16 protein-coding genes and 4 tRNA genes are annotated in these 19,157 nt (G+C 70.4%); 14 read left to right on the top strand and 6 right to left on the bottom strand.

Features of this window, described 5'->3' with window-relative positions:
* Positions 1-332: 332 nt before the first annotated feature.
* The 3 genes from ACRWK8_RS17405 to ACRWK8_RS17395 all read left to right on the top strand — a co-directional run bounded on the left by ACRWK8_RS17405 (position 333) and on the right by ACRWK8_RS17395 (position 2,297).
* The gene (locus ACRWK8_RS17405; protein WP_431871525.1) at positions 333-752 is read left to right on the top strand and encodes a hypothetical protein; all 420 of its coding nucleotides are present in this window, start codon (positions 333-335) and stop codon (positions 750-752) included.
* Between the two features lie 554 nt (positions 753-1,306).
* Positions 1,307-1,912, top strand: a complete 606-nt coding sequence (locus tag ACRWK8_RS17400) for a TetR/AcrR family transcriptional regulator (RefSeq protein ID WP_378736089.1) — start codon at positions 1,307-1,309, stop codon at positions 1,910-1,912.
* 124 nt (positions 1,913-2,036) lie between these two features.
* The gene (locus ACRWK8_RS17395; protein ID WP_378736091.1) at positions 2,037-2,297 is read left to right on the top strand and encodes a PspC domain-containing protein; all 261 of its coding nucleotides are present in this window, start codon (positions 2,037-2,039) and stop codon (positions 2,295-2,297) included.
* Positions 2,298-2,409: 112 nt separating this feature from the next.
* Here ACRWK8_RS17395 and ACRWK8_RS17390 read toward each other — a convergent pair whose 3' ends face one another.
* Both ACRWK8_RS17390 and ACRWK8_RS17385 read right to left on the bottom strand, forming a co-directional pair.
* A complete protein-coding gene (locus ACRWK8_RS17390) occupies positions 2,410-3,723 on the bottom strand; it encodes an MFS transporter (protein ID WP_431871522.1) in 1,314 nt (437 codons plus the stop codon).
* A gap of 347 nt (positions 3,724-4,070) precedes the next feature.
* Positions 4,071-4,421, bottom strand: a complete 351-nt coding sequence (locus ACRWK8_RS17385; RefSeq protein WP_378736093.1) for a metallopeptidase family protein — start codon at positions 4,419-4,421, stop codon at positions 4,071-4,073.
* A 96-nt stretch (positions 4,422-4,517) separates the two neighbouring features.
* Between ACRWK8_RS17385 and ACRWK8_RS17380 the strand changes: the two genes are divergently transcribed.
* From ACRWK8_RS17380 to ACRWK8_RS17365, 4 genes are all read left to right on the top strand, one after another.
* On the top strand, positions 4,518-6,047 hold the full coding sequence (locus tag ACRWK8_RS17380) for a metallophosphoesterase family protein (protein WP_378736194.1): 1,530 nt from the start codon (positions 4,518-4,520) through the stop codon (positions 6,045-6,047).
* 96 nt (positions 6,048-6,143) lie between these two features.
* Positions 6,144-6,216: transfer RNA gene (locus ACRWK8_RS17375), tRNA-Glu, on the top strand.
* 90 nt (positions 6,217-6,306) lie between these two features.
* Positions 6,307-6,381: transfer RNA gene (locus ACRWK8_RS17370), tRNA-Asp, on the top strand.
* Positions 6,382-6,409: 28 nt separating this feature from the next.
* Positions 6,410-6,483, top strand: a tRNA-Phe gene (locus ACRWK8_RS17365).
* Between the two features lie 246 nt (positions 6,484-6,729).
* Here ACRWK8_RS17365 and ACRWK8_RS17360 read toward each other — a convergent pair.
* A complete protein-coding gene (locus ACRWK8_RS17360; protein WP_431871520.1) occupies positions 6,730-7,644 on the bottom strand; it encodes a PP2C family protein-serine/threonine phosphatase in 915 nt (304 codons plus the stop codon).
* A 150-nt stretch (positions 7,645-7,794) separates the two neighbouring features.
* Between ACRWK8_RS17360 and ACRWK8_RS17355 the strand changes: the two genes are divergently transcribed.
* Positions 7,795-8,595: an alpha/beta fold hydrolase gene (locus tag ACRWK8_RS17355; protein WP_431871518.1), complete on the top strand. Its 801-nt coding sequence runs from the start codon at positions 7,795-7,797 to the stop codon at positions 8,593-8,595.
* 3 nt (positions 8,596-8,598) lie between these two features.
* Here the strand turns inward: ACRWK8_RS17355 and ACRWK8_RS17350 are convergent, their stop codons facing one another.
* Together ACRWK8_RS17350 and ACRWK8_RS17345 are read right to left on the bottom strand one after the other, a co-directional pair.
* Positions 8,599-9,276: a TRADD-N-associated membrane domain-containing protein gene (locus tag ACRWK8_RS17350; RefSeq protein WP_431871516.1), complete on the bottom strand. Its 678-nt coding sequence runs from the start codon at positions 9,274-9,276 to the stop codon at positions 8,599-8,601.
* Between the two features lie 86 nt (positions 9,277-9,362).
* Positions 9,363-9,767 carry an RNA-binding S4 domain-containing protein gene (locus tag ACRWK8_RS17345; RefSeq protein ID WP_378736103.1) on the bottom strand — a complete coding sequence of 135 codons (405 nt, stop codon included), beginning with the start codon at positions 9,765-9,767 and terminating at the stop codon, positions 9,363-9,365.
* A 99-nt stretch (positions 9,768-9,866) separates the two neighbouring features.
* Here ACRWK8_RS17345 and ACRWK8_RS17340 point away from each other — a divergent pair.
* A tRNA-Asp gene (locus ACRWK8_RS17340) sits at positions 9,867-9,941 on the top strand.
* Between the two features lie 68 nt (positions 9,942-10,009).
* A complete protein-coding gene (locus tag ACRWK8_RS17335; protein ID WP_378736105.1) occupies positions 10,010-10,735 on the top strand; it encodes an rRNA methyltransferase in 726 nt (241 codons plus the stop codon).
* A gap of 12 nt (positions 10,736-10,747) precedes the next feature.
* On the opposite strand, the gene ACRWK8_RS17330 is transcribed toward ACRWK8_RS17335, so the two are convergent.
* The gene (locus tag ACRWK8_RS17330; RefSeq protein WP_378736107.1) at positions 10,748-11,941 is read right to left on the bottom strand and encodes an MFS transporter; all 1,194 of its coding nucleotides are present in this window, start codon (positions 11,939-11,941) and stop codon (positions 10,748-10,750) included.
* A 163-nt stretch (positions 11,942-12,104) separates the two neighbouring features.
* On the opposite strand from ACRWK8_RS17330, the gene ACRWK8_RS17325 reads away from it, so the two are divergent.
* From ACRWK8_RS17325 to narI, 4 genes are read left to right on the top strand one after another with little or no spacing between them, the layout of a single operon-like run.
* Positions 12,105-15,788, top strand: a complete 3,684-nt coding sequence (locus ACRWK8_RS17325; protein WP_431871513.1) for a nitrate reductase subunit alpha — start codon at positions 12,105-12,107, stop codon at positions 15,786-15,788.
* Positions 15,788-17,575 carry a nitrate reductase subunit beta gene (gene narH, locus ACRWK8_RS17320; protein ID WP_431871511.1) on the top strand — a complete coding sequence of 596 codons (1,788 nt, stop codon included), beginning with the start codon at positions 15,788-15,790 and terminating at the stop codon, positions 17,573-17,575. The genes ACRWK8_RS17325 and narH overlap by 1 nt, the downstream gene beginning before the upstream one ends.
* On the top strand, positions 17,572-18,363 hold the full coding sequence (gene narJ, locus ACRWK8_RS17315; RefSeq protein ID WP_378736113.1) for a nitrate reductase molybdenum cofactor assembly chaperone: 792 nt from the start codon (positions 17,572-17,574) through the stop codon (positions 18,361-18,363). Before narH ends, narJ begins: the two co-directional genes overlap by 4 nt.
* On the top strand, positions 18,360-19,118 hold the full coding sequence (narI, locus tag ACRWK8_RS17310; RefSeq protein WP_378736115.1) for a respiratory nitrate reductase subunit gamma: 759 nt from the start codon (positions 18,360-18,362) through the stop codon (positions 19,116-19,118). The genes narJ and narI overlap by 4 nt, the downstream gene beginning before the upstream one ends.
* The last annotated feature ends 39 nt before the right edge of the window (positions 19,119-19,157 follow it).

Raw genomic sequence — 19,157 nt, 5'->3', positions numbered from 1 at the left:
CCTGACCAGCAAAGGCGCCGCCGCCGGGAGAAAACTCCTCCAAGGAAAGAAACCGTGTTGTCCCAGATCAGGTTCGGATTCCGCGCTCCAGGCAGAGGAATTGCCCGGAGCGGGGGCCTTTCGAGGCTGGAGAGTGGGCACAGGAGTGTCGGTGCCGATCGCTTCTACGAGAACTGACGACCTCCTGTAGATTTGACTCGAGTACCAGGATCACCGTGGGCCAGAGAGGAACGGCTGCTCCCTCACAGCGTCCGTCGGCGACGACGCGTCTCCATCCCCGACCAGCACCGCTGGAATGGCGAGTTCCACTCGAAGGACGAGGAAGAACGATCATGGCACGTATCAGCAGAGACAACTTCCACGGCGGGTACCGGGTCACCGGGCTGGAGCACGACATCGCCAGGGCGAGAGCGAACGCCCAGTACGAGCAGGATATGAGCGACATCGGTGGACGGGTGGTCAACGCCCCAGGCGACGCTTTTGTGGGCGCCGTACGAACGACCGGAGGCATTGCCGCCGGTGGTGTCGGTTTCGGCGTCAGAATGGTACGGGATCTGCGCTTCCGCTACATCATGCAGGCGGTGCTCCACTTCCCCATGGCGTTCATCGTGGTGCTCTTCCTCGCCAACACGAGGATGTCCCTGGCGTTCGGGCAGGGCGCCCTTGTCGCGTTGGCCGTGGCCGTGGTGTGGACCGCTGTGTACATCGTCCTGCGCACGCGTCCGAAGCTGCGCCGACTGAACCAGTACTGAGGTCCGGGGAGTCCCTCCGGATCGGCGCGGGGAGTACCGCGCCCGACGTGGAGCGTCCCAGTTCCTGGGCCGGTCCGCGGACCGCTCTTCGGGAGCGTTTTGGCGTGGGAGTTGTCGTCTTTCCTGCGCGGAAATCTCCTAGTGGCGAGAAGAGTGCCATCGGCGGCGATGAGCGCCGTGGAATATCGCTGGGAACAGAGCGAGCAGGCCCACGGGAATCCAATCCCGAACCCGCCGATCACAGGTCCGCTTCTCTGCCGTTGAGCCAGGGCCTCGTGGTGTGCCCCGAGCGCCGGCGGAACGTCACACGGGGCGACATGCCGGACACCGCAGGAGTCGTGGAGCAGTGGACTCGCCTGCTCGCCGCGTGGGTGGGGGCGCCTCGGCGGTCGCGCCCCCGGTCGCAGGGGGTGAGATGATCACCGGGCGTCGGCGGGCCGTGTCCCCGGGCGAACCCGGAGGGGTGCGTCCCTGAGGGGCCCTGGGGTGCGCGAAGATACACCTGAGGAAATATTGCGCGGGCTGCAAATGTTGTCCGTGTAACGGGAGGACCTATGGGGCTGCGAGAACGCAAGAAGCTGGCCACGAGCCGGGCTCTGCGGGAGGCCGCCGTGCGCCTCACCCTGGAGCGCGGTCTGGAGAACGTGACCGTGGAGGCGATCTCCGCCGAGGCCGAGGTCTCGCCCCGGACCTTCTTCAACTACTTCGCCACCAAGGAGGACGCGCTCCTCGACGGCGTCCCCGTCTCCCTCGACGAGGAGGCGCGCGCGGCGTTCGTGGCCGGAGGCCCCACCGGCGTGTTCACCGAGGACCTCGGCTCGCTGTTGATGGCCTCCCTCCTCGTCTCCGGCGACCTCGGCAGACAGCGCGCCGACATCGCCCTGCGCAGACAGCTCGTGGACCGCGAACCCCACCTCCTGCCCGGCCTGCTCGGCCGCTTCCACGACGTCGAGCGGAGCGTGGCCGCCGCGATGGCCGAACGCGAGGGGGTGCCCGCCGACGACACGCGCTCCCAGGTGGCGGCGGCCGCCGCCATGTCCGCCATGCGGCACGCCATGAGGGCGGTTCCGGAGCAGGACGAGGACGGGATCGACGCGTTGCGGGTCCACCTCGGAGCGGCCTTCCGGACGCTGGGTGAGGTCTTCGCCCCCGAGCGCTGATGTGCCCCACGTCTCGGGAACGCACCGGAGGCGGGTGCCGTCGGACCCTTCGGGGGCGGAAGTCAGGGACCACCCAGGGCTGTCCCCGATGGGAATCGTCGGCACCAGAGGGCAAGGTGGAGGTATGAACGAGAACTTCGCCACCAAGCGACTCCAGCGCAGCGAGACCGACCGCTTCCTGACCGGCGTCTGCGGGGGCATCGCCGCCTACACCGGTGTGGACTCCACGATCATCCGGATCGTCTTCGTGGTCCTGGCCCTGCTGGGTATGGCCGGTATCCCGATCTACGTCCTGGCCTGGCTGCTCATGCCGGCCGAGAGCGAGCGGCGTTCGCTGCTGGAGCAGATCATCCGTAACTTCCAGGGAAAGTCGAGTGAGAACTGATGTGGACCCTGCGCGCGCACCCGGGCTGGCAGCGGCGTGAGCTGTGTGCCCCACGGGACGAACGAGAGACCGACCAGGCCTGCGAACAGCCCGCGGAGCACCGCGCCGAACGCTAGGCGGACTCCGACTCGGTGGCCTCCATCCGCTCCGCGACCTCCCGGGACATCCGTGCCCACGGGACCGCGAGGCAGATCGCGGAGAGCAGGGCGAGCAGCCCCGCACCGGCGATGACCGTGCTGGTGCTGGTGAGCTCCACGAAGTAGCTGGACAGCAGGATGCCGATGCCCTGCGCGGCCTGGAGCCCTGAGGCGACCAGGCCGAAGGCCAGACCACGGCCCTCCTTGGGCACACAGAGGACGAAGGCCGCGTTGGCCACGAACTGATAGGAACCGGCAGCCCCGCAGAGGGTCAGGGCGGTGATCATCATCCACAGCGGCATCGGGAACACCCAGAGCAGCAGCGGCACGCAGGTGAGGATCGCCAGCGGGCCGAGCAGACGGGTGCGGGTCGGCGGGGGTATCAGCCGGGTGAGGACGAAACCGCCCACGAGCGCACCGATCGACTGGCCCGCCATGATGAACCCGGCCGCGGCGGGCCCCGCGCCCGCTTCGGTGGCCATGGGGTTGGCCAGCCCGTAGGGGATCGAGTACAGACCCGCGAGCCAGGCGAGCATCGCCAGGACGCGCAGCTTGGGGTCGCCGAAGACGAGCTTGGCGCCGTCCCTGGTCATCACCAGGAGGCCGGGGCGCTTCTCGCCGCCCTGCTCGCGCACCGGAGCGGGGCGGGCCCTCACGCCGAACCTCAGGATCAGCGCGGACAGGACGAAGAGCACTCCCGTGGACATCAGGGTGACGTTGGGGCTGACGAACGTGACGATCACACCGCCCGCGATCAGCCCGAGGAGCATCCCGATCTGCGCCGTCAGCTGGATGATCGCGGTACTGGCCACGTAGCGCTCACCCTGGACGATCTGGCTGAGCAGGGCCGCCCGCGCGGCGGCGAACGGGATCGACGGCAGGATCGAGACGAACAGCAGCGCCCAGACCGCCCAGACCGGCATGCCGGGTATGCCGACGACGACGATGACCACGGCCCTGATCACGTCGCAGGCCACCATCACCTGGCGGCGCGGCAGTATGTCCGCGAGCCCTGAGAAGAGCGGACCGGCGAGGATCGGCGGCAGGAACATCACGGCCAGCGTGATCCCGGCGGCGAAGGCCGAGTCCGTCAGTTGGTACACCAGGACGCTGGAAGTGATGTTCAGCAGGTTGGTGCCGATCATCGACAGTGCGTGGGCCAACCACATGGAACGGAACTCGGCTATCGCCATGACGTCGCGGTAACTGCTACGCCATTTGTTGTCCTGCCCCTTCGGAGATTCGTGGTCTCCGCCGTCAGCGGCCCTGTCGAGGCTCGGATTGCCCACCAGGCACTCCCTTACTGTCACAGGGGTGAATCACGCTGTGTCGTGCCCCCATGACCAACGGTTCCGGAAGAGCGTCGGGCTGGCAAGCGGGTTGGGGGAATTCGTGTCTGATTCGTTGCTCCGAGTAATGTCTCCCGATGTGATTCGGTATCGCCCCCGGAGCCTGCTGTCCGGATCGTTTTCCCAGGTGGGTGCCGATGTGGGGGAGTGTCGTGCGCTCTCCGGGGGTTCCGGTCGGGAGGGCGCTTCCGTTACTCGCCGGAATGGTGTCACGAATGTCTCGGATGCCGGAATTTATGGGATCTTCGGATCTCTATTTCTCCGGAATATCGCTCTGGGTGAGCGGATCAGCCCCAGCCGAGTTCGGTGAGGCGGGCGTCGTCGATGCCGAAGTGGTGCGCGATCTCGTGGATGACGGTGATCAGCACCTCCTCCACCACCTGGTCGGGGGTCTCGCACATCGCGCAGATGTTGCGCCGGTAGATGAAGATCTGGTCCGGGAGCACCCCGAAGTAGGAGTCCCCGCGCTCGGTCAGCGGGATCCCCTCGTACAGGCCGAGCAGGCCCTCCGGGGACTCCTCCGCCACCGTGATCACCACGTTGTCCATGAGTCGGGCCAGCTCCGGCGGGATCTGGTCCAGGGCGTCGGCCACCAGTTCCTCGAAGTCCCTGCGTGTCAGTTCAACCACGCCTGCCATTGTGCTGCCTTCACGGTGTGGCGAGGAAGAGACATAACACTCTGGACGGGAGGAAACATTGGGAACGGCTTCAGTCAACGGCATGATGGTGGTGTGTTGTCTTGGGGAGAGATCCGCGCGTACGACTACCGGGGGGCCCTCGAACGGTCCCGTGCGACCCTTCGCCGGTGGCGAGCCGGGCGTGCGTGGCGGTGGAGCTGTGTCGTCGTCGCGGGACTGGTCGGTGGCTGGCTCGGGCTGGCCCTCGGCGGCCAGGTGGTCACACCGATCGGCCCGGCCGACGTCACCTTCTCCCTGAGCCCCCAGTGGCACGGTGAGACCGTCGTCAACGTCGCGCCGCTGGGCCAGCTGGCGTTCGACACCCACACGGCGCCCCTGAGACTCGAGGCGACCATCACCGACATCCGGCTCTCGGCGGCCGAGGAGATGTTCGCGGACCCCGACGCCATCAACCGCATGGCCGCGGGGATCGGCGCCGACCTCACGAGCGGTGTGACCGCCCTGCTGCTGCGCTCCCTGCTCGTGGCGACCCTCGGCGCGGCCCTGATGGGCCTGCTGCTGTTCCGCAGCGGCTGGCGCGCCCTGGCGAGCGGCGCCACCTCGCTGCTCGTCCTCGTGGGCTTCGGCGGCCTGGCGGGGCTCACCTTCAACCCGAGCGCCATCGCGGAGCCGCGCTACACGGGCCTCATCGCGGGCGCCCCCCAGGTGGTGGGCAGCGCCGACGACGTCGTCAGCCGGTTCAGCGAGTACCAGGAGCAACTGGCCGGTCTCGTCGGCAACGTGTCGATGATCTACGAGGCCACGTCCTCGCTGCCGGTCTACGACGACGACGAGTCCGTCATCCGGGTGCTGCACGTGTCCGACATCCAGCTCAACCCGGCGTCGTGGAGCATCATCGCCACACTCCAGGAGCAGTACGGGGTGGACGTGATCGTGGACTCGGGCGACCTCACCGACCGCGGCAGCGCGGCGGAGGACGTCTTCGCGGAGGAGATCGGGAAGCTGGACGTGCCCTACGTGTGGGTGCGCGGCCAGCACGACTCCATGGGAACCCAGCGCGCGGTGGCGGCCCAGCCCAACGCGGTGGTCCTGGACGGGGACGTCGAGGAGGTCGGCGGCCTCACCTTCTACGGGGCGGGCGACCCCCGGTTCACCCCGGACGCCACCCGGCTCAACCCCGACGCGGCGGGGGTCGCCGCGCTGGGTGAGGAGCAGGCGGCGTCGGTCCGGGGCGGCGGAGAGGACGTGGACGTCGCGATCCTGCACACCCGGACCCAGGCGCGGCCGTTCGACGGAGTGGTGCCGTTGGTCCTGGCGGGCAACGAGCACCTGCGCTCCACCGAGCTCACGGACCTGGGCACCAGGTTCCTCGTCCAGGGTTCCACCGGCGGCGCCGGGCTGCGTGGCCTGGATCACGGTTCCGGTCGGCCGACCCCGTACCAGGCGTCGGTCCTGTACTTCGACGCCGAGACCGGTCGCCTCCAGGCCCGTGACGACATCGACCTCGGAGGGATCGGGCTCACGTCGGCGCAGGTCGAGCGGCACATCGAGGCCGACCCCGACCGGCGGATCGGTGAACCGGAGGACGAGGACGAGGAGGCGACGCCCACGGAGGGGGCCTCGTAGCCCCACGTCGTCGCAGGTCATGAAGGGTTTGGGTCGCTCGGGACATTCGCTTTGGTGTTGGTGGGAATCTCCCCTATGCTTAGGCTGTCTACACGGGCCCCCATCGTCTAGCGGCCCAGGACGCCGCCCTTTCAAGGCGGTAGCGCGGGTTCGAATCCCGTTGGGGGTACGAAGCGGTTCAGAGCACTGTCGGGCGTCTGGCAGAATGAGAACCGCAGCGACACACCGGGCCGCGAGGCCGGGTGTGACAACTGAACAAGGTCCTGTGGAGCAGTTAGGAGTGCTCGCCACCCTGTCAAGGTGGAGGCCGCGGGTTCAAATCCCGTCAGGACCGCGTGCGTCGCCGAGGGAATCGGCGCCGCGGCTAGGTAGCTCAGTTGGTACGAGCGTCCGCCTGAAAAGCGGAAGGTCGGCGGTTCGACCCCGCCCCTAGCCACAATCTCAAGACATGCAAAAGGCCCCGCCACCTGTGGAAACAGGTGGCGGGGCCTTTTCGTGCGTCGGTGGTTGTCGGTGGCCGGTGGTGGGCTTCGGTGGGGCCTACGGCCAATACGCGGCCACGTTCAGGAACGGCGCAGGGCCTCCTCGATCTGGCGCTCGGCGCGGCCCTCCTCCCCGACGAGACACTTCACGTGAATCCCCCTGAACTCGGCCACGCCGTGCCCCGACCACGGGCCGGGTGTCACCAGGTGACGCCGTGCCAGCTCACGTGGTGGTCGGTGTGGTCGGAGTCCTTCGTGCACCAGTAGGTGGTGCCGTCGCGCAGCAGGAAGCGGTCGCAGGCGATCCCGGTGGCGCGGTCCTCGGCCAGGGCCTCCAGCAGGTGCTCCGGACTCTCGGAGAGACGCCCCGGCTCCCCGAAGCTCTCCAGACCGTCCAGGAGGACCTCCTGGCGGGTCCGGTGCGGGGCCGGGTCCCGGGCCGCGAGGATCACCAGGGCGGTGGCGTTGTCGGTGCTCTCCGCCTCGCGGGCGGCGTCCACCAGGACCCGCGCCAGGGTGTCGGGGTCGTGCGCGTGGTCGGCCACCAGCTCGGCCATCAACCGTTCGTCCACGTAGTCGTGGACGCCGTCGCAGGTGAACAGCGTGAGGTCGGCGGAGGGCGCGATGGTGGTGCCGATGTCGTCGACCCCCGCTGTGGCCACCGAGGTGGTGACCGCGTGGTCGCACGTTCGGGCGAGGTCCTCCGAGGCCCACCGGTCGCGCAGCTCCTGGCCGCGCGTGTGGTCCCGCGTGTGCTGGCGCAGACCCTGGCCGGGGCTCCAGGTCCAGACACGGCAGTCACCGACCCACGCGATGTCTATGGGGTCGTCGGGGGCGTCCTGGCGGGCGTGGGCCATCACGCAGTCGGCTCCGGGGTGGGCGCGGGTGATCGCCCGTGCGGCGGCCAGGACGGCGTCCACGGCCTCCCCGGGCGCCGAGGTGGCGGTGTCGGCGGCGAGCTGCGCGGCCAGCGCGGTGTCGGGGTGGTCACCGAACCCGTCCGCCACCGCGGCCCGCCATCCGTCGGAGGCGGACTCGACCTGGTGGGCACAGGCGTCCTGTTGGCTCGGACGAGGGCCCTGGTCGGTGTCGGTGGCGATGACGGGGGAACTCATGCGCGCTCCTTCAACCGGTTCGGGTGGACCTCACCCCAGGACGAGGGGACCTGGGAAGATGCTCGCAGACGGGGGTTTGGTTCGCGGACGAAGGTCACGAACGGATGAGAGCCGGTCCCGTGACGGGATTGTCGGGTAGTGTCCGTTGACGTGAACCACGCGACCGCCGCAGACGGAACCCGAATCTGGTACGACGTCCACGGTGCGGGGGAGCCCCTGGTACTGATCCACGGGCAGTCCCTCGACCACGAGATGTGGGACGGGGTGTACGAGGACCTCGCCGAGCGCCACCGTGTGGTGCGCGTGGACCTCAGGGGCACCGGTGGCAGCGACGCCCCGCTGGACCGGCCGTACAGCATGGACCTGCTGGCCCGTGACGTCCTCGCGGTCCTGGACGACCTCGGGGTCGGGCGCGCGCACGTCTACGGTTTCTCCATGGGCGGCAAGGTCGCCCAGACCCTCGCCGCGATCGCCCCCGAGCGGGTCGGCGCCCTGGTGCTCGGTTCCACGGCCCCCGGCGGGGAGCACGAGGTGGAGCGCCCTCGGCACGCCTCCCTCGCGTTGCGCAAGGCCAGCGGTGACGAGGGGCGCGGGCTGATCGGTCCGTTGTTCTACACACCGGACTGGGCGCGGGAACACCCGGAGACGGTCACCCGCGTGCTGCCCCGCAACCCGCTGCGCGCGCAGCGCCGCCACTACGAGGCCAGTCTCAGGCACGACGGCTGGGACCTGCTCCCCCTGATCCAGGCGCCGACGCTGGTGGTGCACGGCGAGGACGACGAGCTCACCCCGGTGGGCAACGCCGAGCTGCTCGCCGAGCGAATCACCGGGGCGGAACTGCTGGTCCTGCCCGGGGCCCGTCACGGCTACCTGCACGAGGCCGCGCCGAAGGCCACCGAGGCCGTCCTGGCCTTCCTCGCCGCGCACCCCCTGGAGTCCCGGGAGGTGTGAGGGTCATCCCGGGTCCCTGTTCCGCTGTGCCTGTATGAGGGCGCTGACTGACTCCTGGGTGGGCTCCAGACCGAGGATGCGCAGTGCCGCCATCATGCGGAGGTTGTCGCCCTGTGTCGGGTCGTTGAGCGACGAGGTGATGTCCATGACCCGGTCGATCGCCTCCTCCAGTCTCAGCTCGTCGTGCACCTTCTGAGCCTGATCCGCGAGGTGCTTCCGGGACCTGTGGGAGTGAAGCGCCAGAGCCGTGCCCAGGGAGAGTATGGTGCCGCCCGTGACGCTTGAGGCGAGGACGGCGGTCACGGAACCCGCCCCGGTGGTGGAGAGTAGCGCGAGGATCAGGCTGAGCACCACGCCGATGGCGATGACCAACGCGCCCGTGCCCATGACCACCATGCTCATGCGGAACGAGTCGTCCGCGTGACGCAGCGCCTGTTCGTTGACGCTGACCAGGAAGTCCTGGGCGCGTCGTCGCTGATCCGGGCGTCCAGCGGGCGATCTCGTCTGGGGCAGGGCACCGCCCATCGCGGGAGCGTGGTTGATGACCTGGTAGAAGTTCCCCTGGATGTCACCGCTCACCTGGTTGTGGACGGTGTGACCCGGCCCTTGGAGCTGGTGCCCCTCGGGCCGTTGGGTGAGGTCGTTCTCCGGTAGGTCTTCGGGAGGGTTCTCGCTGTCCACGGTTCGTCTCCGCACGAAAGCCAAGGGGGGTCCCTTCCATCCTCGCTCAGGGAAGCGGTGGACGCCAGGGTTCGCGGACTCCGGGGTCAGGCGGGTGGGAACTCTGTGCGGAGCCGGTCCAGCTGGCGGCGGTCCCGCTTGGTGGGGCGGCCCGCGCCACGGTCCCGGCGGATCACCGGCGCGGTGGCCTGGGGCGGCTGCGCGGGGGTGCGGTCCACGTAGCAGCGGGCCGCGATCGGGGCGCCGACCCTCTTCACGATGACGTGGCTCACGTCGACGACGCGGGTGGTGCCGTGCAGGCGCACCCGGATCTGGTCGCCGACCTTCACCACCGTGGCCGGTTTCGCGGGGCGGTCGTTGACGCGCACGTGCCCTCCGCGACAGGCCTGAGCGGCGTCGGCGCGGGTCTTGGTGAGGCGTACCGCCCACAGCCAACGGTCGACCCGCGTGGAGTCGGGGCCGGAGGGAAGGGGGGCGGACGAGTCGCTCACGCGGTGGTCCTCTCACGGGTTGGGGTGCGTCGTGAGCCACTCTAGGTCGACCCCGGTACGAAGTGCTCCAAAGTCGCGCTAGAGTTGTTCTTGCAACGAGGTCCTGTGGAGCAGTTAGGAGTGCTCGCCACCCTGTCAAGGTGGAGGCCGCGGGTTCAAATCCCGTCAGGACCGCATCATCGAAGGCCCGGTGTCCCAGACACCGGGCCTTCGTCGTTGTCTGGGTGACAGGGGGGACAGTTGTGAGCTACCGGTACGCCACCGAGCGTACGGACCACTCGGCCTTGGCGAGCGGGCAGGTGTTGCGGTCCGCGCCCGGCTACCCGGGTTTCCCCGTGAGACTGGCGAGTGAGCTCCTCCAGCGGGCCATGGTGCACGTGGAGGGCGACCGGGTGCGGCTGTGGGACCCCTGCTGCGGCAGCGGGTACCTGGTGGCCGTGCTGGGGCTGCTCCACCGCGACCGGCTCACGCACGTGCGCGCCACGGACGTGGACGGGGACGCGGTGGCCATCGCCGCCCGCAACCTGGAGCTGCTGACCGCCGAGGGCCTGGCCGAACGGGAGCGCGAGCTGCGCCGTTCGGCAAGGGACTTCGGCCGGGTGGCGTTCGTGGAACGGGCCGAGTCCGCCCGCGACCTGGCCGCCGGGCTGGCCGCCATGGGCGGGGACCTCCCGCACGAGTCCGGGGTGGTCGACGTCTTCACGGCCACCGATCCGGTCGACGCCGACCTCGTGATCACGGATGTCCCCTACGGGGAGATGACCCACTGGGAGGGGAACGTCCCCGACGACCCGATCAGGGCGCTGCTCGCCTCGATGGGGCGGACCCTGCCCCGGAGCGCGGTGGTGGTCGTGACGGCGCGGACCCGCCGGGTGCCGCTGCCCGAGGGCGTGCGGGCGCTGGAACGGGTGAAGGTCGGCAACCGGTCGGCGGTCCTGGTCCGTGCCCGGGACCTCGCGGCGCTGTGAGCGCCGTGAACCTCAGGTGACGTCCCGGAAGGCCCGCGTGGTGTACAGGGCCACGATCAGCGCGACCACGGCGAGCAGGACGAAGCCCAGCGTGTACGCGCCCGTGGCCTGGTACACCACGCCCATGAGCAGCGGCGGGAAGTAGCCGCCCAGGCCACCGGCGGCGCCCACCAGACCGGTGACCGTACCCACGCGGGACGGGTCCACGAGCTTGGCGACCAGGGCGAACACCGCGCCGGTGCCCAGCCCCAGGGTCAGCGCGATCAGCACGAACGACAGCCCCGCCGGGAACTCCGCCGGGGGGTGCAGCGCGAGGACGACGGCGAACGCGCACGTGCCGAAGAAGGAGATCAGACAGACCTTCACCGGTCCGATCCGGTCCGACAGCACACCGCCGACCGGACGGGCGACGACCGCCGCCACGGCGAACCCGGCGGTGCGCATGCCCGCGTCGGTCTGCGCGAAGTCGTAGGCCGTGGTCAGCAGGGTCGGCAGGTAGGTGGAGAAGGCGACGAAGCCGCCGAAAACGAGCGCGTAGAGCGCCGAGGCCTGCCAGGTGGCGCGGAGGGCCAGTGCCTCGCGCAGGCGGGGAAGGGCGGGCTCGGTCCGCGGACTCCACTCGGGTGAGTTCCGGGCGAACAGCCACATGACCGCGCCCATCGCGGCGAGGGCCACGCACATGAGCAGGTGGGTGGTGAGCACGCCCATGGCCTCGACCAGGCGCGGGGTCAGGAAGGCCGACAGCGCCGTGCCGCCCATGCCCGCGCCGAACACGCCCGTGGCGAACCCGCGTCGCCCGGCCTGGTACCAGGCGTTGACGAACGGGATGCCGATGGCGAAGGAGGTGCCCGCGATCCCCAGGAAGAAGCCCCAGACCAGCAGCATCGGGTACGAGTTCGCGGACAGCCCGACCAGGAGGGTCGGCACGATGCTGAGCAGGCAGATGGCCGTGAACATCACCCGGCCGCCGTAGCGGTCGGTCAGGGTGCCCACCGGGATGCGCCCCAGCGAGCCGACCAGCACGGGGAAGGCCACCAGGATCGACGTCTGCGTGGGCGTCAGGCCCAGGTCCTCGCTGTAGCTCCGTGACAGCGGGCCGATCAGGTTCCAGGCCCAGAAGGTCAGCGCGAACGCCGCCGTGGCCAGGGCGAGGTTGCCGCCCGCGGTTCCGGAACGGGTCGTCCGCTCCCCAGCTTCCGCACGCATTACGGCTCCTTCGTCAGTCGGTCTGACGGCGATTGTCGCCTCTTGCGGTGTGGGAAACGTGACATCCGTGCCGGAACAGGCATATTCATTAACGGAATGTGGTCGGAGCTGGGCTTTCTCCCCGCGCTCCGGGCAACGGGCGGGCAAACGAGGTGTTTTCCTTATGGCGGCACGGAGTAAACGCACGGGAGCGGGCGACAGCCTTCTCCGTTTGGGAAACTACCTGACCCGTTCGGAGCCTCTCGACGGGGACCGTGCCCAGGTCAGGCACGGTGGACGCCAGGGTGACGTGTTCTATCGGGACCGGTGGAGCCACGACCGGGTGGTGCGTTCCACCCACGGGGTGAACTGCACGGGATCCTGTTCCTGGGATGTTTATGTCAAAGACGGAATCATCACCTGGGAAACTCAGGCGACGGATTATCCATCGGTCGGTCCGGACCGCCCCGAGTACGAACCCCGGGGGTGCCCGCGCGGCGCAGCCTTTTCCTGGTACACCTATTCTCCGACCCGGGTGCGCTATCCCTACGCGCGCGGCGTTCTCGTGGAGATGTACCGGGAGGCCCGCGAGCGGCTGGGTGACCCGGTCCTCGCGTGGGAGGAGATCACCACCGACCCCGAGCGGCGCCGCCGCTACCAGCGGGCGCGGGGCAAGGGTGGGCTGGTCCGCACCACCTGGGAGGAGGCCCTGGAGATTGCGGCGGCCGCGCACGTCCTGACCATCAGGGAGTACGGTCCCGACCGGATCGCCGGATTCTCCCCGATCCCCGCGATGTCGATGGTCTCGCACGGTGTGGGCGCCCGGTTCGTCAACCTGCTCGGCGGCTCGATGCTGTCGTTCTACGACTGGTACGCGGACCTGCCGGTGGCCTCCCCGCAGGTGTTCGGCGACCAGACCGACGTCCCCGAGTCCGGGGACTGGTGGGACGCCGCCTACCTCGTGCTGTGGGGTTCCAACGTCCCGGTGACCCGCACTCCGGACGCCCACTGGATGGCCGAGGCCCGCTACCGGGGCCAGAAGGTCGTGGTGGTCGCCCCGGACTTCAACGACGCCGCCAAGTTCGCCGACGAGTGGCTGGCGCCGCACCCGGGCACGGACGGCGCCCTGGCGATGGCCATGGGGCACGTGATCCTCAGGGAGCGCTTCGTCGAACGGCCCACGCCGCGCTTCACCGAGTACGCGCGCACCTACACGGACCTGCCCTTCCTCGTGACCCTGGACCGGCGGGACGGCCGGTTCGTGCCCGGCAAGTTCCTCACCGCCTCGGATCTGCCGGGCAACACGGACGAGGCCAACCCCGACTGGAAGCCCGTCTTCTGGCCGGAGGGGGAGGACGCGCCGGTCGCCCCCAACGGCACCGTCGGCCACCGCTGGGGAGCGGACGGCGAGGGGAAGTGGAACCTGGACCTGGAGGGCCGCGTCCCCGAACTCACCTTCTACGCCGAGGGCGCCGAGGCGGCGGAGATCTCCCTGCCCCGCTTCGACACCCCCGACGGCACGGCCGAGGTCGACACCCGGGGCGTGCCCGTCCGCAGGGTGGGTGACCGCCTGGTGACCACCGTGTTCGACCTGGTCCTGGCCCAGTACGGGGTGTCCCGCCCCGGTCTGCCCGGTGTCTGGCCGGACGGGTACGACGACCCGGGCGCCGCCTGCACCCCGGCCTGGCAGGAGGCCCTGACCTCCGTCCCCGCCGACCGCGCCGTGCGCATCGCCCGCGAGTTCGCCGACACCGCCGAGGCCAGCGGCGGCCGGGCCATGATCGTGCTGGGCGCAGGGACCAACCAGTGGTTCCACGGGGAGAACGCCTACCGCGCCTTCCTCTCCCTGCTGCTGCTCACCGGCTGCCAGGGGGTCAACGGCGGCGGATGGGCGCACTACGTGGGCCAGGAGAAGTGCCGTACGGCCACCGGCTGGGCCGCCTACGCCTCGGGCATGGACTGGTCGCGCCCGCCGCGCTTCATGGCCGGGACCTCCTACTGGTACTCCCACACCGACCAGTGGCGCTACGACACCTACCGGGCCGACGCCCTCATGTCCCCCCTCGGGCCCGGGCGGGTCCGCGGGCAGCACACCGCCGACCTCGTGGCGGCCTCGGCCCGGATGGGCTGGATGCCGTCCTACCCGACCTTCAACCGCAACCCGATCCAGCTCGGCAAGGAGGCGGTCGAACGGGACCGGGACCCCGCCGAGTACGTGGCCGACCAGCTCCAGGACGGCACGCTGCGGTTCGCCGCCGAGGACCCGGACGACCCGAAGAACTGGCCCCGCACCCTCACGCTGTGGCGGTCCAACCTGTTCGGTTCCTCCGCCAAGGGCAACGAGTACTTCCTGAAGCACCTGCTGGGCACGCACTCCAACCTGCGGTCGGAGCCCGCCGGACCGGACGACCGGCCCGAGGACGTGACCTGGCGGGATGAGGTCCCCGAGGGCAAACTCGACCTGCTGCTCACCCTGGACTTCCGGATGACCAGCTCCACGCTGCTGTCCGACATCGTGCTGCCCGCCGCCACCTGGTACGAGAAGCACGACCTCTCCACCACGGACATGCACCCCTTCGTGCACGCCTTCAACCCGGCGATCGACCCCCCGTGGGAGACCCGCACCGACTTCGACACCTTCCACGCGCTGGCGAAGGTGTTCAGCGAACTGGCCGCGGACCATCTGGGCGAGGTCACCGACCTGGTCGCGGTGCCCCACCAGCACGACACCGAGGGGGAGCTCGCCCAGCCGCACGGGGTGCCGACGGACTGGAAGGCGGCGGGGGAGCGGCCGGTCCCCGGGAGGACCATGCCGAACATCGTCCCGGTCCGCCGGAACTACTCGGCGGTGGCCCAGAAGCTCGCTGCGCTCGGCCCGCTGGCCGAGGGGAAGGGGCTCCCCGTCAAGGGTGTGTCGTTCACCCCGGACGAGGAGGTCGAGTGGCTGCGCCAGCGCAACGGCACCGTGCGCGGCGGGGTCGCTGACGGCCGCCCCTCCCTGGACACCGACGTCAAGGCCTGCGAGATGATCCTCGCCCTGTCCGGCACCAGCAACGGACGCCTCGCCGCGCAGGGGTTCGAACGCCTGGCCGCGCGCACCGGCACCGACATGGACGAGCTGATCCACCACGCCGAGGGGCGCCGGGTGGTCTTCGACGACGCGCGGCACGGCCCGACCCCGGTGGGAAGCAGCCCCGAGTGGTCCGGCAAGGAGGCCGCCGACCGCCGGTACTCGCCATTCACCATCAACGTCGAGCACGACAAGCCCTGGCACACGCTCACCGGTCGCCAGCACTTCTACCTGGACCACGACTGGATGCACGAGTTCGGTGAGGCCCTGCCGGTCTACCGGCCCCCGCTGGACATGGGCCGCCTGTTCGGGGAGCCCCGGATCGGCCCGACCGGACAGCGCGAGGTGGTCGTGCGCTACCTGACCCCGCACTCCAAGTGGTCGATCCACTCCGAGTACCAGGACAACCTGCTCATGCAGACCCTGTCCCGGGGCGGCCCCACGATCTGGATGAGCGTGGCCGACGCCGAGGCGATCGAGGCGGCCGACAACGACTGGGTCGAGGCGGTCAACCGGAACGGGGTCGTCGCCGCGCGCCTGGTGGTCTCGCACCGCATGCCGACCGGCACGGTGTACATGCACCACGCCCAGGAGCGGACCATCGACGTGCCGAAGACGGAGACCACCGGACGTCGCGGCGGCATCCACAACTCGCTCACCCGCCTGCTGGTCAAGCCGACCCACCTGATCGGCGGCTACGCCCAGTTCACCTACGCCTTCAACTACCTCGGCCCGACCGGGAACCAGCGCGACGAGGTCACGGTCGTGCGCAAGCGGACGACGGAGGTGCGGTACTGATGACGGAGCGGAGCCGGGAGCGGACGGGCGGAGCCACCCGGGACTCGGAAGGGAGGCCGATCGGCAGGGTCATGGCGCAGGTCGCCATGGTCATGAACCTCGACAAGTGCATCGGGTGCCACACCTGCTCGGTCACCTGCAAGCAGGCGTGGACCAACCGGAGCGGTGTCGAGTACGCGTGGTTCAACAACGTCGAGACCCGGCCCGGCCAGGGGTACCCCCGCACCTACGAGGACCAGGAGCGGTGGAAGGGCGGCTGGGTCCGTCGCCCCGACGGTCGGCTCGTGCCGCGCGCGGGCGGGCGGATCAAGCGGCTCGCGACCATCTTCGCCAACCCGGTCATGCCCTCCATCCAGGACTACTACGAACCCTGGACCTACGACTACGAGACCCTGACCAACGCGCCCCTGGGCGACGACTTCCCCGTGGCCAGCCCGCGTTCGGCGCTCACCGGCAAGCCCATGCGGGTGAGCTGGAGCGCCAACTGGGACGACGACCTGGGCGGCGGCCCCGAACTCGCCTCCCAGGACCCGATCGTGCGCAGGCTCGGGGACAAGGTGAAGCTCTCCTTCGAGGAGACCTTCATGTTCTACCTGCCGCGCATCTGCGAGCACTGCCTCAACCCCACCTGCGTGGCCGCCTGCCCGAGCGGGGCGCTGTACAAGCGGGTCGAGGACGGCATCGTGCTCGTGGACCAGGACCGCTGCCGGGGCTGGCGCATGTGCGTCACCGCCTGCCCGTACAAGAAGATCTACTTCAACCACAGGACGGGCAAGGCCGAGAAGTGCACCTTCTGCTACCCGCGCGTGGAGGTGGGCATGCCCACCATCTGCTCGGAGACGTGCGTGGGGCGCCTGCGGTACCTGGGGGTCGTGCTCTACGACGCCGACCGGGTGGGTGAGGCCGCGGCCGTCGAGGACGAGCGGGACCTCTACGAGGCGCAGCTGGACGTGTTCCTCGACCCCGCCGACCCGGCCGTGCGCGCGGCCGCCCGGCGCGACGGCGTCCCCGACCGCTGGGTGGAGTCCGCCGACAGGTCCCCGATCCTCGCCCTGGCCAAGCGCTTCCGAGTGGCCCTGCCGCTGCATCCGGAGTTCCGGACGATGCCGATGGTCTGGTACGTCCCGCCGCTGTCGCCGGTGGTGGACGCGCTCACCAGGACCGGCCACGACGGCGAGGAGGCCGACCACCTGTTCGGGGCCATCGACGCCCTGCGCATCCCGATCGAGTACCTGGCCGAACTGTTCACGGCGGGGGACACCGCGCCCGTGGACCTCGTGCTGCGGCGGTTGGCGGCCATGCGGTCGTACATGCGCCGGATCAACCTCGGCCAGGAGCGCGACGAGTCCATCGCCGAGGCGGTCGGGATGACCGGGGCGGAGATCGAGGACATGTACCGGCTGCTGGCGCTGGCCAGGTACGACGAGCGCTACGTGGTGCCGACGGCCTTCGGCGTGGACGAGGCCGACAAGGGGGTCATCGAGGAGGTCGGGTGCAGTCTCGACTTCGACGGCGGCCCGGGGATGGGCGGGATGGGCGACGTCCCCTTCGGGGAGGCCTCCGGGCGCCCGGACGCCGCCACCGTGGAGACCTTCCACGCCCTGCGCGACCGCCAGACCAGCGAGGGCGGGCCCGAGGGGTCCGCGACCGACGGCCGCGTCAACCTGCTGAACTGGGACGGCAACGGTCGTCCCGGAGGACTCTTCCCACCCCGACGGGGTGGCGGTACCGACGACGGCGGCGGGCGGGGCGCGGACCCCGGGCCGCCCGAAGGGGGTCGACCATGAGCACCAACACCAACACCGACGGCACGGGGGGCGTCTCCGGCGAGGGCCTCGGCGCCCGCCCGGTGATCCCGAGCCAGGACGGCCGCGACCCGGACGGCCCGGGGCGCACGGGCTGGCTCGGCGCCGGCCGGGAGGCACGCAGGGCGCACGCCCGGGCGGTCACCCACCAGGCGGCGTCCGTCCTGCTCGGCTACCCGGACGCCCTCTTCTTCGAACGGCTCCCGCTGGCCGCGCGCGCCGTCGCCGAACTGCCGAAGGGCCAGCCCCGGACCCTCCTGCTGGAGTTCTGCGAACACGCCTCCAGCACGCCCGAACTGGAACTGGCCGAACACTACGTGGACGTGTTCGACCTGCGCCGCCGCCGCGCGCTCCACATGACCTACTACACCGACGGCGACACCCGGCGCCGGGGCCACGCGCTGGCCGAGATCAAGCGGGTCTACCGCGAGGCGGGGTGGCGGGTGCACGCCCGCGAGCTGCCGGACCACCTGGCGGTCATGCTGGAGTTCGCGGCCCGGGGGGACGCCGAGGCCGGGCAGGAGCTGCTGGTTGACTTCCGCTCGGGCCTGGACCTGCTCTCCCGGTCCCTGGAGGAGCACGGCACGCCCTACGCGCGGGTGGTCGACGCGGTCCGGCACACGCTGCCGGCGCCCCGCCGCGCGGACGAGGAGCGCGTGCGCCTGCTGGCCCAGCAGGGGCCTCCCGCCGAGGACGTGGGCATGGAGCCCTACGGCGCGCGCCCCCGGGTCCCGCTGCCCCTGACCGACGTGACCAGGCGACCGCGGTGAGCTCCGGGTCGACGGGGCCGGTCGACCTCGTCCTGTGGGGCGTGCTGCCGTACGTGGTGCTGGTGCTCGTGGTGGGAGGGCTGGTGTGGCGCTACCGCTACGACCGGTTCGGCTGGACCACCCGTTCCTCGGAGCTGTACGAGTCCCGCCTGCTGCGGATCGGCAGCCCGCTCTTCCACTTCGGCCTGCTCGTGGTGATCGTCGGGCACGTGGTGGGCCTGCTGGTCCCGGACACGTGGACCAGGGCGCTGGGCGTCTCCGACACCGCGTACCACGTCGTCGCGCTGTCGATGGGGATCGTGGCGGGCGTGTGCACGCTCGCCGGGATCACCCTGCTCATCTGGCGCAGGCGCACCACCGGACCGGTCTTCAGCGCCACCACCCGCAACGACAAGCTCATGTACGTGGTCCTGGTGCTGGCCATCGTGACCGGCCTGGGCATGACCGTCTACTTCGCCGGGGTGGCGCTCGCGGGCGGGCACTCCGGCGACTACCGGGAGACGGTGTCGCCGTGGTTCCGGTCGATCTGGATCCTGCGACCGGACGTGGCCGCGATGGCGGCCGCCGAGGCTCCCTACAAGCTGCACGCGCTCATGGGCCTGGCCCTGTTCGCGCTGCTGCCGTTCACCCGGCTCGTGCACGCGTTCAGCGCGCCGATCGGCTACCTGTTCCGTCCCTACGTCCTCTACCGCACGCGTGACCCGCACTCGCCCGCCTCCGGACAGGCGGTGCGTACCGCCCGCCGGGGCTGGTGAACCGGCCGGTCCACGACGCGCCCGGGCGCCGCGCGAACG

The organism is Nocardiopsis eucommiae (assembly GCF_965344335.1).
GTDB classification, from domain to species: Bacteria; Actinomycetota; Actinomycetes; order Streptosporangiales; family Streptosporangiaceae; genus Nocardiopsis; species Nocardiopsis eucommiae.
This window is presented reverse-complemented; position numbering and strand designations above follow the sequence as displayed.

Excerpts from the sequence above, each read along its gene's own strand:
- ACRWK8_RS17405 (WP_431871525.1), top strand. The coding sequence starts at position 333 with ATGGCACGTATCAGCAGAGACAACTTCCACGGCGGGTACCGGGTCACC.
- ACRWK8_RS17400 (WP_378736089.1), top strand. The coding sequence starts at position 1,307 with ATGGGGCTGCGAGAACGCAAGAAGCTGGCCACGAGCCGGGCTCTGCGG.
- ACRWK8_RS17395 (WP_378736091.1), top strand. The coding sequence starts at position 2,037 with ATGAACGAGAACTTCGCCACCAAGCGACTCCAGCGCAGCGAGACCGAC.
- ACRWK8_RS17385 (WP_378736093.1), bottom strand. The coding sequence starts at position 4,421 with ATGGCAGGCGTGGTTGAACTGACACGCAGGGACTTCGAGGAACTGGTG.
- ACRWK8_RS17360 (WP_431871520.1), bottom strand. The coding sequence starts at position 7,644 with ATGAGTTCCCCCGTCATCGCCACCGACACCGACCAGGGCCCTCGTCCG.
- ACRWK8_RS17330 (WP_378736107.1), bottom strand. The coding sequence starts at position 11,941 with ATGCGTGCGGAAGCTGGGGAGCGGACGACCCGTTCCGGAACCGCGGGC.
- ACRWK8_RS17325 (WP_431871513.1), top strand. The coding sequence starts at position 12,105 with ATGGCGGCACGGAGTAAACGCACGGGAGCGGGCGACAGCCTTCTCCGT.
- narH (WP_431871511.1), top strand. The coding sequence starts at position 15,788 with ATGACGGAGCGGAGCCGGGAGCGGACGGGCGGAGCCACCCGGGACTCG.
- narJ (WP_378736113.1), top strand. The coding sequence starts at position 17,572 with ATGAGCACCAACACCAACACCGACGGCACGGGGGGCGTCTCCGGCGAG.